The sequence below is a fragment of the Oribacterium sp. FC2011 genome (assembly GCF_000701645.1).
Classification (GTDB): Bacteria; Bacillota; Clostridia; order Lachnospirales; family Lachnospiraceae; genus Oribacterium.
The window spans coordinates 70,069-83,173 of the sequence record NZ_JNJM01000021.1; the positions used below are offsets into that span (position 1 = coordinate 70,069).

Here is a 13,105-nt window from a genome sequence, read left to right on the forward strand (position 1 = left end):
GAAACGATAACATCGGACATATCTGTTTTTTGATCATATCAGACATTGATTTAATATCAAATCATTACTATATATAGAAAAAAACATCGGAGCTTCATGCTCCGATGTTTTACTCGTTTAAACGATAAAGATCCTTCTCATAAGTATCTCCGATCCCTCGGAGATATCATTATGCTCACACGAACATTGCATAGGAATGTTTCATTATCCCATGAGCTCCCTCTGTACTGGTAATTCGGCTAATGGTGAATTTTTATTACTCTTTTTTGTGAGATTTTTCCGAATTAATACAATCTTAAGATGATATTTAAGGTTTCATTTTCTATATCTTTTTATATTCATAACATGAAAGGCTTTCACCCGGAGCTCGGCAAAGCTTTCATCGTTTACTCTGTTACTGTAGGTGATGAAATCGACCCGCATGTCTGTAACCTTTCCTCCCTTAAGCTGAAACAGGACAGGTATGGTAACTTCGGGAAACCGGTTTGCTGTTTTAATAAGCTCAACATAGGTGTAATCATAGTCCCAGAGCTCAGAGTCTTCCTTAAAGGAACATAGGGCATGTATATACTTATTCCATCCGATGACATCTTCACCGAAAATTTCGGCAATGATATATCCGCTTTCCTCGTCACCCTCCTCCATGGCAAAGTTGATTTCCATTTCGCAGGTTTTGTATTCGGATTTTCCCAGCAGTTGTTCTAAAAATCCCATAGAGGATACCTTTCAATTCTTATAATATATTTTGAAAATGTCTTGAATCACAACATTATATAACCATATATATTCGGTTGCATCATCGTACTACTATTATATATCGAACGGATTAAACATTAAAATAACCACCTTATAAATACGATTTCAAAGCCGAACTTATAATTAAGGGATATGAGGAGGACAGCTATGATCAATATAACTAAAAAGGCAGCTTTAAATTATCTGGAGGAAGCATTAAGCGAATGCAGCCTGAAGGAGATCTCAGACAATATTTATAACACAACCATAGTCGGATATGAGGCGAGTGAGCCCAATGCCATGACCTATTATTGCAGAGCTTTCAATATCACTGCGTACGGCGTCGAGAACCAATACAAGGGTATCCTTTCAGATTTCCTTTTGGAGTATCCCCCGGAAGACCTGAGAAAAGCCTTTTTCCAGATTTTTACACGTTACCCCAAAGGAATGACCACTGAAGCTCCGATATTTGCCGATGTTTTGGAATCGCAGCTTGCAATTGACGCCAGAGAAGCTGCCGAAAAAGATGAGGACGGTGTTCTCAATGTATTTAAACCATTTTTTAAGCCAAAGAAATAAAATAATTCTTGACAAATATCCTGAGAACATGTATTTTATTACTCGTTGCATTGATGTAGCGAATGCACCTTTAGCTCAGTTGGTAGAGCAGCGGACTCTTAATCCGTTTGTCCAGGGTTCAAGTCCCTGAAGGTGCACTTTTTTATAAGCCCAAAACCATAGGAATTCTACTCCTTTCCTTGGTTTTGGGCTTTTTGTTTGCTCATGACGCTCTTCTCTTATGTTCCTTCTTTTTCCCGGTCTCTTCCTTTACCTTTTTACCGGAATGATTTTTCTGCTTCGTCTCAAAGGCTTTAGTTGCTTCTTCGAAGATGTCTCCGTTCTTCTTGTAGAATTTTTCGAAGCCGGTCTTCTTCTGGGATGCTTTCTTTTTAGCCTTAAGTTTCCTGAGCTTATCTTCGTTCTTCTTTTCTGAGAATCTGTCAGTCTTAACCGACCTTCTCTCAAAAGTCACCTTTTCAGGCTTTGTCTCAGTCTTCTTTGCTGGCAGATCTCTGATCTCCTCTTTTACACATCCGCTTCTACGCGTCGCGGACTTTTTCCTGTCTTCCCTGCCGGAAGCCTTTGCTGCGGCAACCGCTCTTCCGAATCTTCTTCTCTCACCGCGCTGTACACGCTCGATTGAAACTGAAAGCTCGGTTTCCAACTCCGGAATCTCCTTCTGCATCATCTTTTCGATGTCATAAAGAAGTCCCATTTCATCCTTACTGCAAAGGGTGATTGATTCTCCGGTCTCTCCGGCTCTTCCTGCACGTCCTATACGATGGATATAGGATTCAGTCTCCTCCGGAAGATCATAGTTAAACACGTGGCTTATCTTCGGTATATCAATACCACGGGACGCCACATCAGTAGCTATAAGTACCTTGATATTTCCGGAACGGAACCTCTCAAGTGCATTCTGACGCTGTCCCTGGGTCTTGTTGCCATGGATAGCCATGGATTCAATGCCCAGCTTTCCGAGATCTCTTACAAGATGGTCAGCTCCGTGCTTTGTTCTGGTGAAAATGATGGACTTCTTGACATTATCCTGCTTCAGGAAGTCACTAAGTACTATCTTCTTGTTGTCCTTCTCCAAAAAACAGATCTTCTGATCCACCGTCTCAGCCGGACTTGTGGTAGGCGCGATCTTTATGGATTCGGGATCATGCAGTATATCCTGTGCCAATGCCTCGATTTCCTTTGGCATGGTGGCAGAAAACATTACCGTCTGTCTTTCTTCGGGTATCTCTGCTACCACCTTACGGATGTCATGGATGAAGCCCATGTCCAGCATTCGGTCAGCCTCATCAAGAATAAATATCTCGATGTCCCTGAGGCTCACAATACCCTGATTCATGTAGTCCAGGAGACGGCCGGGGGTTGCCACCAGAACGTCACAGCCTCTTTCATAAGCACCGATCTGGGGGCCCTGCTTTGCGCCACCGTAGAAACATACGGTATGAAGTCTCATGTATCTGCCATACTTTTTGAAATTCTCAAGGATCTGTATAGCCAGCTCTCTTGTGGGTGTGAGTACAAGGGCGCGGGGATGCGGACGGGATTCATTGTCAAGCATATTTAATACAGGCAATGCAAATGCCGCAGTTTTTCCGGTTCCGGTCTGTGCACAGGCGATGAGATCCCTTCCCTCCATCATGAGGGGGATAGCCTGTTCCTGAATTGGTGACGGCTCTTTGTAGCCTGCCTTTGTGATAGCGTCAACGATACGTTTGCTGAGATTTAATTCGTTAAATGTCATTTATTATTCCTTTATGCAATAAAAAACTGATCAGGTTCTGCCCGATCAGTTATGTTAACTTATTCAAAATAAGTTGTTTCATCGATAAGACTTGAGGAGTTTAACACATCAACAAGCATAAAGCAAATAATAATTTTATAAAATGCACCTTTCCGGTGGGGATGGTTCTCGCCGGTGGGGACGGTTCTCGACGGTGGGGACGGTTCTTGCCGGTGGGGATGGCTCTCGCAGGTGAGAATCCTAATTCTTAAATTTATTTTATCTATTTGTGACAGTATTGTGACAATTAAGATGATAACATTTAAACATACAAAAGAAACAGTCTTTTGGTATCAAAAAGAGTTATAAAGGCGATGCGGAGCCCACACCCCTTCCATCCCCACCGCAGCCTTTTTACTTAATTAGAGAAGAGCCGGTATCTTAGCACCTCGTCTAGCTAAGATAGCGGTTCTTTTATTTTTGAAAAATTTTTATAAAAAAAGCTTATTTATCTAAACTATCCGCCGACGTATATATCAAGCCAATAATACATTGTTTTTTTATTATCTCCTTACAGACGTTGGAAGAGGGAACCATCGAAAGATGGTTCCTTCTTTCGTGTCAGCCAAGGATTGGAAATCGTGGAAGCCACGCTGTGATGAGCGGTTCAAAAGAATCCGCATGGATTCTCTCTTGTTCTGCCCAAGATTGAAAATCGTGGAAGCCACTCGACTTTGAGCGGTTCAAAAGAATCCGCATGGATTCTCTCTTTTCTACTCTTATTTATTATGAATTTTCTGTCGAGATTAATGTATATATGTTTAGTTCGGAAATCGGCATTTATGCCTGACATCACATAGTCTGTCATCAAAAAGGAGACATTAAAAATGATTGACAATTATAATTCCATTCCAAAACCTGAGTCCGATGAAATAAAACAGCGTCTGGCTGTCGCTCACCAGCGCCTTTCGGAGCAGCAGCTTCTCATGAAGGACAGTAAGCTTCCCGTATTTATACTTTTTGAAGGTTGGGGTGCAGCCGGAAAGGGCACTGTTCTCGGGCAGGTGATCAAGAACCTTGATCCCAGATTTTTCTCTGCGGTTTCGATGAAAGATCCCACCACCGAAGAACTAAGGAAGCCATTCCTGGCAAGGTATTTTGCTGAGATTCCGGAAGCCGGCCAGTTCAAGTTCCTTGATATGGGCTGGATGAGTGAAATTACTAAAGATGTTCTTTTTGACAAGATATCAAAGCGTGATTACAAAAACCGCATCGGCAGTATCCTGAGATTCGAACGTTCACTCACAGATAACGGATACCTGGTGTTGAAATTCTTCCTTCACATAAGTCATAAAGAGCAGACAAAGCGCCTCGAAACTCTCGCAGCAGACAAGGATACCGCATGGCAGGTCAATTCCTTCGATACGTGGGAAAACGAACATTATGATGAGTGCTATAAGGTTTACGACAGATTTCTTGAGGAAACCCACACCTCCACCATCCCCTGGAATGTCATTGATGCAAAGTCCAGGAAATGGGCCGAACTTCAGGTAATGGAGACCATAGTTGCCGGAATAGACATTGCCCTTAAAAACCATACCCTGACTGTACCTCTCATTCAGAACATCTTCCCGCTGAAGCGTATGCCTAAGCTTAAGGATGTGGACCTGAAGAAGACAATTTCCGAGGAAGATTACAAGACACAGCTTAAAGAGCTTCAGCTGAAGCTCAGGAATCTGAACAACGCCTGCTATCGTAAGCATATTCCGGTCATCATTGCCTATGAAGGCTGGGATGCTGCGGGAAAGGGCGGTAATATCAAGCGTATCACAGCTGCTCTTGACCCGAGAGGCTACATCGTTCATCCTATAGCAAGTCCGAAGCCCTTTGAAAAGAGCCGCCATCACCTGTGGCGTTTCTGGACCAGACTTCCCAAGACCGGTCATATCGCTATTTTCGACAGAACCTGGTACGGCCGCGTTATGGTAGAGCGTCTGGAAGGATTCTGTTCAGAGAATGACTGGCAGCGGGCTTACAATGAATTAAATGAGTTCGAGAAGGAGCTTAGTGACTGGGGCGCTGTTATCGTGAAATTCTGGATCCATATAGATAAGGAAACTCAGCTTGCCCGCTTTACTGACAGACAGAATACTCCTGAAAAACAGTGGAAGATCACGGAAGAAGACTGGCGAAATCGTGAGAAATGGGATCTTTACGAGCAGGCTGTTGACGAGATGATTGCAAAGACCAGTACGACTTACGCTCCATGGCATATACTTGAATCCAATGACAAGCAGTATGCCAGAATCAAGGCCCTTAAGACCATTTGCGTCGCAATGGAAAAGAAGCTGAAAGAAGCTAAATAAAACCATATTTTCCGGATCAATTGCTTAGCAATTGAGTTAATCAGATATAGACGACTGAAAACACTCGTTTATAGATTAGGATACTGACCAAAATTTAATAGAAAAGAATTGTAGGTTCAATATAAATGATCCCCGGAGTAACGGATTTGTTTACTCCGGGGATCGTCTGTTTAAGTGATCTGATGATTTCTCTACTCATTTTATGCTTCTTTTGTTTTAACTTCCAGCAAATCCTTCTTCTCGTTCTTAATCTCCCAATGGATAAGGAATGTGAGAAGTCCTCTGAGGATGATTATCGCGCCAAGTATTCCAAGCTCACTCCACTCACGGACAACTACGGTACGGAGAACCTCTCCACCCATCTTGAATTCAAGAGCTAAAGCAATACCCTCAGCCAGATCAAGACGCACATGCTGGTCATGATTGAGCCATCTTAAAAAACATTTAACTGCAGTCAAAACAAGTACCAGGATTCCTACCATTTCAAGCAGGATAGTACAAACCGCAACAACATTCTCAAGTACAAAATCAAGTACCGAAACCAAAGATTCCATAATTCATATTCCCCTTCATAATAGTATATCCAATATTATAAACTATAATCGATCTACATTATACCAGAATATGGTTTTATAAGAAAATAACAGAATACTCCCCTCCGGGAGCTTTCGCCATCCGGAAGGGAGTATGTCTAACCGTTTTTTAGAGTGATTTATCCTTTATGATCTATGAAATCTTTATAATATGTGTGTTCCGTTGAGTGTAACCTGTCAGTGAATTACTTTATGAATCCAACCTGCTTTGAGATGATCTCTACCTGTTCATCCTTTTTCTTGTTGTACTCCACCTTTTTCTCCTCGAAATAATTCTTTCCATAGGAATCGATGGATACGATCAGAGGTCCAAACTCTTCTACGTGGCAATGCCATAAAGTCTCAGGCATTCCCAGATCCTTCCACTGCGCTTCAACGATTTCCTTTACTTCAACTGCCGCAACAACTGCATTTCCCGCAGGAAATACACAATGGATAGCGCCGAAATCTTTGCAGGCTGCCGCTGTATTCTCCTTCATTCCGCCCTTTCCGACGATAACTCTGACACCTGTCTCCTTAACAAACTCATACTCGAACTTCTCCATACGCATGGAGGTTGTAGGTCCTACGGAAACCATCTCGTACTTGTCATCTCCGAGTGGTCTGATGATTGGTCCTGCGTGAAGTATGCCACAGTTTCTTACATCAACGGGAATCTGTCTTCCCTCTTCCACAACTCTTCTGTGTGCCACATCACGGCAGGTTGTAAGGTCGCCTGAAAGGTAAACAATATCTCCGATATGAATGTCCTTTAAATCCTCTGCACTAACAGGTGTAACCAGTATTTTCTTTCCATCTTTTATTTCAACTGACATTGACTGCCTCCTTCTATTTAACGATTATGATATGAACATCTGACCTGTTTACTTTCACCTTTACTCTCGCACCCGGCCAAACGTTTTATATGCAAACAGTTCCGGTTAATTTACGCTTCCTTATATTCAAAACCTGTATGTGTATCTACTGTAAAATTAAGGTCCTTATCGAATACGATATGTCCTCTTCTGTGGCTCCAGCAGCCTACATTAACCGCTACACCGATGGCAGACGGATGACGGGCAGTGTTCTCAATGTTTACGCCCATTACTGAATAGTTTCCGCCCATACCCTGAGGTCCCAGGCCGATGGCATTGATTCCGTCCTCCAGAAGCTTTTCCATCTTTGCTGCATTTGCATTCTCATTGTGTGATCCAACAGACCTCATAAGAGCCTTCTTTGAATTAAGAGCTGCAGTTTCAACTGAAGTTGCAACACCTACACCTACAAGAAGAGGCGGGCAGGCATTGAGTCCATAGGTAGTCATTCTGTCAAGTACGAACTTGGTAACACCTTCATATCCTTCACCGGGCATCAGGACGGTAGCATTACCCGGAAGTGTACATCCGCCGCCTGCCATATAGGTATATATCTCGCATGAATCTGAGTTTGGAACGATATCCCACCATACGGTAGGAGTTCCCTTTCCAACATTCTTGCCAGTGTTGTATTCGTCAAATGTCTCCACCGAGTTATGGCGAAGGGGAGTCTTGATGGTTGAATCGATCACAGCCTCCTTGAGAAGTCCCTCAAGGTCATCGATAAGGGGGAATCTGGTACCACACTTAACCCAGAACTGAAGGACGCCTGTGTCCTGGCAGGACGGACGATCCAGCTTTACAGCCAGCTCCTGGTTGCGAAACATGGTATCGTAAATGACCTTGGTCATAGGACTTGTTTCTTTGTTGCGGAGCTCCTCGAGCTTTGCAATGACGTCGTCAGGCAGCTTTTTGGCTGTGAATCCGACAAACTGTGACATGATATCGGTTAATCTTTTAACCTGTGCTTCGTTAGACATAACTTAAAATCTCCTTTCAAAAAAACTCAACTTGAATCTATAAATAAACTCATTACTTAATGTATGATGATTATTTCTTGATAATGCTTTTCTCACGGCTGAACTGCATCAGCTCAGGCTATCTCAATTCAACCGATTTATATTTTTCAACGGATCATCAACCCGGGAAGAACGGGAATGCTATAGGCAGGATGATCATGCTTACTATGGTTGCGATCACAATAAGAGGCAAACCAGCCTTTACGTAATCATTGAACTTGTATCCACCGGCACCTACAACCATTGTGTTTGCAGGCATTCCGATAGGTGTTGCATAAGCACAGGATCCGCCTATAACGCAGGCCATAAGTACTGCTCTAGGATCTGCCCCCATACCCTGCGCAATAGAAAGACAAATAGGTGCCATCAATGCTGTGGTTGCAGTGTTTGACATGAAGTTTGTCATGATACAGCAAAGAATGAAAACTACAAAGGTGAGAAGCATCGGTGAAGGATTAGCGCCGAGAGCATTGATAACAGCATTGGCAATCATTTCTCCTGCTCCTGTTTTATCCAAGGCTTCTGCCAGTGATAAAGTTCCGCCAAAAAGGAAAATGGTCTTCAGATCGATGGACTTAAGTGCGTTGTTCTCTGAAATAACCCCGGTAATAATGAGAAGAATGGCGCCAATACATCCAGTGATACAAAGCTTGATACCGATCTGATCTTCAAAGATCATTCCGAGAAGTGTAGCTATAAGAATCACAAGTGACAAGGTTTTCTTCCACTGAGGGACACTGCTGAAGTCTTGTGAATCATCAAATATTGAGTCATCATTGGCAGTATCATGATTTGGAAGAAGCTTGTAGCCTACAGTTGCATAGAAAATGATCCCTGCGATTAGTATCGGTAATCCTACGATGGCATACTCGAAAAATCCGAATTTAAGACCAATAGGTTCAAGTGTTGACTGAGCTATCATGTTTCCCGGTGCACCGATAAGTGACAGGTTTCCGCCCATGGCAGCTGCAAATACCAATGGCATAAGAAGTCTTGATCTCTTAAAGCCTGACTTTGCGGCTATACCGATAACTACAGGAATAAGTACTGCGGCGGTTCCTGTATTGGAAAGGACTCCGCTCATCAATCCTACAATCACCATGATGGCTACAATAAGCTGTCTCTCAGTCTTTGCAAATTTTGTAACTATTCCGCCTATCTCGTTTGCCATTCCTGTCTCGAAAAGGGCGCCGCCGACTATAAACATCGCTACAAAAAGAATTACATTTGAATTGATAAAACCTTTAAATGCTGTGCTGACATCAAGTACTTTTGTGACTACCAGGCCAACACATACGATCATAGACGTAAGACCCAATGGTATTTTTTCAGTTACAAACATGATGATGGCAAATGCCAGAAATAAAAGCGTTATCGCTGCTGGACTCATACTTTTCAACCTCCGTCCGAATTCTCAAAATCCTAATCCCAAATATTTCGTACTGTTCTTTAAAACCTTTGTTTCAATCAGCTACAGTTTCATTGATAAGTGCCTTGGAAACAAAAATTTATTCATTCACATTTTCTTTGACATATTCTTTAGAACTATAGATTTCTGATTCTGAATCTCATAATTTAAAAATCATAATTGCTATTTTGAAATTCTCCGGCCGGACAACTTCATTTCCTATGTCTGCATTATCCCGCAAATGCTTAAATTTGTACATTTGCCTATTCCTTTATAAGTATAAGCAAAAGTTAAGCTGTCAAATTTCGCTTTGATGTTTTGTGTAATATTTACATGTATATAGTATTTAATCTATAATAGTTGCAAACGAGCGATTATTACTTACACTCGCAAGCTCCAAAAACTGTCAATAGAGAAATGTAATTTTATTTTCTGTTTACAATATTTGTTGGCAAGTTTTAATTTAAAGGTATTTAAAAAGGTGACCTGATCATGACTTTAAATCAACTGGAATACTTCTGCGCAGTATGCAGATATCACAGCATTTCAAAAGCAGCTGAAGAACTATTTGTTTCCCAGCCTGCCATATCGGTAGCTATCCGTGACCTGGAAAATGAGTTTCATCTAAGACTTCTCAATCACGCAAAAAACAAAATATCTCCCACACAGGAAGGCATGGAGTTTTATAAGCGTGCAGAAATAATCCTGGGGCAGACTCAGGATATGTACAGTGATTTTTCACAACTGGCTTTAACCAAGAAACCCGTTCGTATTGCCATCCCGCCACTCATGAGTACAGTATTTTTCCCAAGGATGATCGATTCATTTCATGAGACCTATAGCGACGTACCGGTTCAGCTTTATGAATACGGATCTGTTCGTGCAAGAGCTCTTCTTGATTCAGGCGCTTTGGATATAGCATTGGTAAATATGGATTTCTATAATTTGGAGAATTATAACAGTCAGATACTTATGGAAGACTCTCTCGTATACTGTGTATCAAGAAATCACAGATATGCCGGGAAAGATAATTTAACTTTGGATATGATGAAAGATGAACGTATCATACTTTTAAATACTGATTCCGTTCAGACTAAGCTTCTAAAATCAAAATTTAACGCACTTAAATTAAAACCAAACATCATTATGTACTGCAGTCAGTTAAACACAACTCTTAACTTTTTACGTGGCGGAGACTGTGGAGCCTTCTTATATAGTTCCCTTGCTGTTAATCCAAGGGATTTTGTCAAAATCCCATTGGCTTCCAAAACATGTACAAATTTTGGATTTATATGGAAAACCGGAACCTTTATACCTCAAAACACCGCAAAGTTCATCGATTTTGCAAAGAGTTACGATACGTCAATCTTTATCAATTAAAAAAGTCGATTTTCATGATCATCATGAAAATCGACTTTTTAATTATTATAGTGATTAAACGCTATGTCTCTCTATATACCTGGCTTTTCTTTCTTCACGCTTTGCAGCTCTGCCCTCTTCATCAAGCTGTGGTAATGAACCGCACTTATTTGCGTATGACCAGGCTTTAAATCCTTCTGTCATAGCTTCATAAAAGGTAAGAAGCTCAACTCCCTTTTCACGATCTATCATAGTAGGACGGAGCATTGATATACCGAGACTTATAAGAACACCAACTCCTGTGTCGATGATTCTGGCGATTGTGTAGCTCACAAAATTGCCAACCGGCTGAGTACAGAGTACAACGAAATATACAACTGTACCGGGCTGTATAGCGTTGTTGGCACCCAGCATGAAATTAATCAGCATAACAAAGAATACACCGAGACAAAGATAAACCTCTCCGGGGATTCCGAAGGGAGTATTCATATAAAGCCAGTATGAAGGAATGACAACAAGACCTCCGATAAAGGTTCCCACAAATCTGTTAAATCCATTATGGAATCCTTCCTGGAACTGGCTGCCCATGCCATATACAGCACCAATACATGCAAAGCAGGGATTGCGGTCTCCAAGCAGATACTTATAAATAACAGCTGTGACAAAACAAGCTATAACTGTACGAATAATTCGATTTGTGTATTTAGGGAATTTAATTTTTTCGGTAACTTTGCTAAACCGTGAGTTTTTTTCGCCTTCCATTGATCAGAACTCCTTTTATACATATTATAAAAATACATTTTTATCGAAAGGAGCTATTTTCCAATCAGCTGAAATTCTTATCACGTCAAGAACCTTTCGTAATACTTCTTAAAATAATATCCATTTTAATGATTTTTGCAAGAGTATTTAATTGCATTTAAATGTATTTATTTGAATACAAAAATAGAACCTACCATTCATATGAATGAGTAAGTCCTAAATAAAAATTTTTATCGATTTTTTGACGCTCAGGATACTAACGGAATAATATAAGTACTCCATAAATGACTAATTGGCATCGCAATGACCATTGCAGGAATCATATCTGCAACCGGAAAATCCTTTAATTTCATCATTCTGAAGCCTGTCGCTATCAGAAGAACACCTCCGCAAGCTTTAAAATCATTAATCATCGTTTCTGTGCAAAATGGGTAAATTATATTGGCAAATGTAAACAAAGCTAAAAATATGATGCACTGTGGTATGGCTATAAAACTTGTCACAATTCCAAGGCTGCAAGCAAAAATCAATGCTGTAGCAATATCAAGAATAGATTTGGCAAGAAGTATACTGTGATCTCCAGTCATTCCTGAAACTATACTTCCAAATATGCCTGTACCACTGGCACAGAATAAAACAATGGCAGTAACCAATTGCTTCTTATAATCCTCGTCAAATGCCCCTTTTCCTTTAAAAACTTTGGAAATACAATTTCCCATCCAAAGTCCTCCGGCAGTTATCTTGTCCCCAAGCTTAATGGCAAAGCCAATAGCTGTACCTAAAAGAACGGCAAGCATAACAGCAGGCATATTGGATAAAAGTATCACCGAACAAATACCCATAGTCATAGCACAAACTCCAAAAATAGCATTCATGCTTTCAACTACTTTTTTTGATAATCCCGAGCCTAAAACGTTTCCTATCAGACCACCTAAAACAACAGCAGAAGCATTAACAATTACACCTATCGGCATATGACCCTCCCAAACTATTTTGAAATATTTCGTATATATCAGCAGCAGTACCTCAGAGCACCACACAAATATGCGCATCGCAAAAATAATAACATGTAATCTTTTGTCCATACATTTATATTTTCACGAACAAAAAAAGAAGTAGATCAACTACTTCTTCATCAAAGCGACCCGGGACGGAATCGAACCGACGACCTCCGCCGTGACAGGGCGGCGCTCTAACCGACTGAGCCACCGGGCCATATTACAAAGACAGAATCCATTCGGATTCTTTTGAACCGCTCAAATTTTGTATCAATTTTTGAAAAAAATTGATATGTAGCGTCAGCCCTCGCGAAGCGAATCTAATTGGCTGACGTTCCCAATGCCGCGCGGCTCTTTAGATCTTTTTTCAAAAGATCTAAAGCAGTATCGTACCTTCAAAACAGCATACCATTTATGAATCATTCCCAGTAATCCATCTAAACCTCTAACCTTTCCAGCCTTTTTGGACAAGCCCTCGACCTATTAGTAACTATCACCTGAATGCTTTACAGCACTTACAGCTTAGCCCTATCTACCTCGTAGTCTTCAAGGGGTCTTACTCTTAACGATGGGATATCTCATCTTGAGGGTGGCTTCACGCTTAGATGCCTTCAGCGTTTATCCAGTCCCGACATGCCTACCCTGCACTGGAGTTGATCTCCAACAGGTCCAACAGAGGTCAGTCCATCCCGGTCCTCTCGTACTAAGGACA

The 13,105-nt window shown here is 41.3% G+C and carries 11 protein-coding genes, 2 tRNA genes and 1 rRNA gene; 4 read left to right on the top strand and 10 right to left on the bottom strand.

The window, feature by feature from the left end:
- Positions 1-315: 315 nt before the first annotated feature.
- On the bottom strand, positions 316-714 hold the full coding sequence (locus tag T357_RS0114710; RefSeq protein WP_031554242.1) for a hypothetical protein: 399 nt from the start codon (positions 712-714) through the stop codon (positions 316-318).
- A 189-nt stretch (positions 715-903) separates the two neighbouring features.
- On the opposite strand from T357_RS0114710, the gene T357_RS0114715 reads away from it, so the two are divergent.
- Together T357_RS0114715 and T357_RS0114720 are read left to right on the top strand one after the other, a co-directional pair.
- Positions 904-1,314, top strand: a complete 411-nt coding sequence (locus T357_RS0114715) for a hypothetical protein (RefSeq protein WP_031554244.1) — start codon at positions 904-906, stop codon at positions 1,312-1,314.
- A gap of 64 nt (positions 1,315-1,378) precedes the next feature.
- Positions 1,379-1,451: transfer RNA gene (locus T357_RS0114720), tRNA-Lys, on the top strand.
- Between the two features lie 65 nt (positions 1,452-1,516).
- Here T357_RS0114720 and T357_RS0114725 read toward each other — a convergent pair.
- A complete protein-coding gene (locus T357_RS0114725; protein ID WP_049962464.1) occupies positions 1,517-3,055 on the bottom strand; it encodes a DEAD/DEAH box helicase in 1,539 nt (512 codons plus the stop codon).
- An 866-nt stretch (positions 3,056-3,921) separates the two neighbouring features.
- On the opposite strand from T357_RS0114725, the gene pap reads away from it, so the two are divergent.
- Complete coding sequence (gene pap / locus T357_RS0114730; protein ID WP_031554249.1) at positions 3,922-5,400, top strand: polyphosphate:AMP phosphotransferase; 1,479 nt, start codon at positions 3,922-3,924, stop codon at positions 5,398-5,400.
- A gap of 200 nt (positions 5,401-5,600) precedes the next feature.
- Here the strand turns inward: pap and T357_RS0114735 are convergent, their stop codons facing one another.
- The 4 genes from T357_RS0114735 to T357_RS0114750 form a co-directional block, all read right to left on the bottom strand.
- Entirely contained in the window at positions 5,601-5,954 is a 354-nt protein-coding gene (locus T357_RS0114735; RefSeq protein WP_031554251.1) for a DUF1622 domain-containing protein, read from the bottom strand.
- Between the two features lie 224 nt (positions 5,955-6,178).
- On the bottom strand, positions 6,179-6,808 hold the full coding sequence (gene ttdB / locus T357_RS0114740) for a L(+)-tartrate dehydratase subunit beta (RefSeq protein ID WP_031554254.1): 630 nt from the start codon (positions 6,806-6,808) through the stop codon (positions 6,179-6,181).
- A gap of 110 nt (positions 6,809-6,918) precedes the next feature.
- A complete protein-coding gene (gene ttdA / locus T357_RS0114745; RefSeq protein WP_031554257.1) occupies positions 6,919-7,827 on the bottom strand; it encodes a L(+)-tartrate dehydratase subunit alpha in 909 nt (302 codons plus the stop codon).
- A gap of 157 nt (positions 7,828-7,984) precedes the next feature.
- Positions 7,985-9,256, bottom strand: a complete 1,272-nt coding sequence (locus tag T357_RS0114750) for an SLC13 family permease (RefSeq protein WP_031554260.1) — start codon at positions 9,254-9,256, stop codon at positions 7,985-7,987.
- Between the two features lie 510 nt (positions 9,257-9,766).
- Between T357_RS0114750 and T357_RS0114760 the strand changes: the two genes are divergently transcribed.
- A complete protein-coding gene (locus T357_RS0114760) occupies positions 9,767-10,654 on the top strand; it encodes a LysR family transcriptional regulator (RefSeq protein WP_031554263.1) in 888 nt (295 codons plus the stop codon).
- Positions 10,655-10,708: 54 nt separating this feature from the next.
- Here the strand turns inward: T357_RS0114760 and T357_RS0114765 are convergent, their stop codons facing one another.
- From T357_RS0114765 to T357_RS0114780, 4 genes are all read right to left on the bottom strand, one after another.
- Entirely contained in the window at positions 10,709-11,395 is a 687-nt protein-coding gene (locus T357_RS0114765; RefSeq protein ID WP_031554266.1) for an FUSC family protein, read from the bottom strand.
- Positions 11,396-11,643: 248 nt separating this feature from the next.
- Positions 11,644-12,369: a DUF554 domain-containing protein gene (locus tag T357_RS0114770; RefSeq protein WP_031554269.1), complete on the bottom strand. Its 726-nt coding sequence runs from the start codon at positions 12,367-12,369 to the stop codon at positions 11,644-11,646.
- A 167-nt stretch (positions 12,370-12,536) separates the two neighbouring features.
- A tRNA-Asp gene (locus tag T357_RS0114775) sits at positions 12,537-12,610 on the bottom strand.
- Positions 12,611-12,856: 246 nt separating this feature from the next.
- Positions 12,857-13,105 (bottom strand): 23S ribosomal RNA (locus T357_RS0114780); the annotation flags it as partial.

Coding starts and splice junctions, on each gene's coding strand:
- T357_RS0114710 (WP_031554242.1), bottom strand. CDS start 714: ATGGGATTTTTAGAACAACTGCTGGGAAAATCCGAATACAAAACCTGC.
- T357_RS0114725 (WP_049962464.1), bottom strand. CDS start 3,055: ATGACATTTAACGAATTAAATCTCAGCAAACGTATCGTTGACGCTATC.
- ttdB (WP_031554254.1), bottom strand. CDS start 6,808: ATGTCAGTTGAAATAAAAGATGGAAAGAAAATACTGGTTACACCTGTT.
- pap (WP_031554249.1), top strand. CDS start 3,922: ATGATTGACAATTATAATTCCATTCCAAAACCTGAGTCCGATGAAATA.
- T357_RS0114765 (WP_031554266.1), bottom strand. CDS start 11,395: ATGGAAGGCGAAAAAAACTCACGGTTTAGCAAAGTTACCGAAAAAATT.
- T357_RS0114770 (WP_031554269.1), bottom strand. CDS start 12,369: ATGCCGATAGGTGTAATTGTTAATGCTTCTGCTGTTGTTTTAGGTGGT.
- ttdA (WP_031554257.1), bottom strand. CDS start 7,827: ATGTCTAACGAAGCACAGGTTAAAAGATTAACCGATATCATGTCACAG.
- T357_RS0114735 (WP_031554251.1), bottom strand. CDS start 5,954: ATGGAATCTTTGGTTTCGGTACTTGATTTTGTACTTGAGAATGTTGTT.
- T357_RS0114760 (WP_031554263.1), top strand. CDS start 9,767: ATGACTTTAAATCAACTGGAATACTTCTGCGCAGTATGCAGATATCAC.
- T357_RS0114750 (WP_031554260.1), bottom strand. CDS start 9,256: ATGAGTCCAGCAGCGATAACGCTTTTATTTCTGGCATTTGCCATCATC.
- T357_RS0114715 (WP_031554244.1), top strand. CDS start 904: ATGATCAATATAACTAAAAAGGCAGCTTTAAATTATCTGGAGGAAGCA.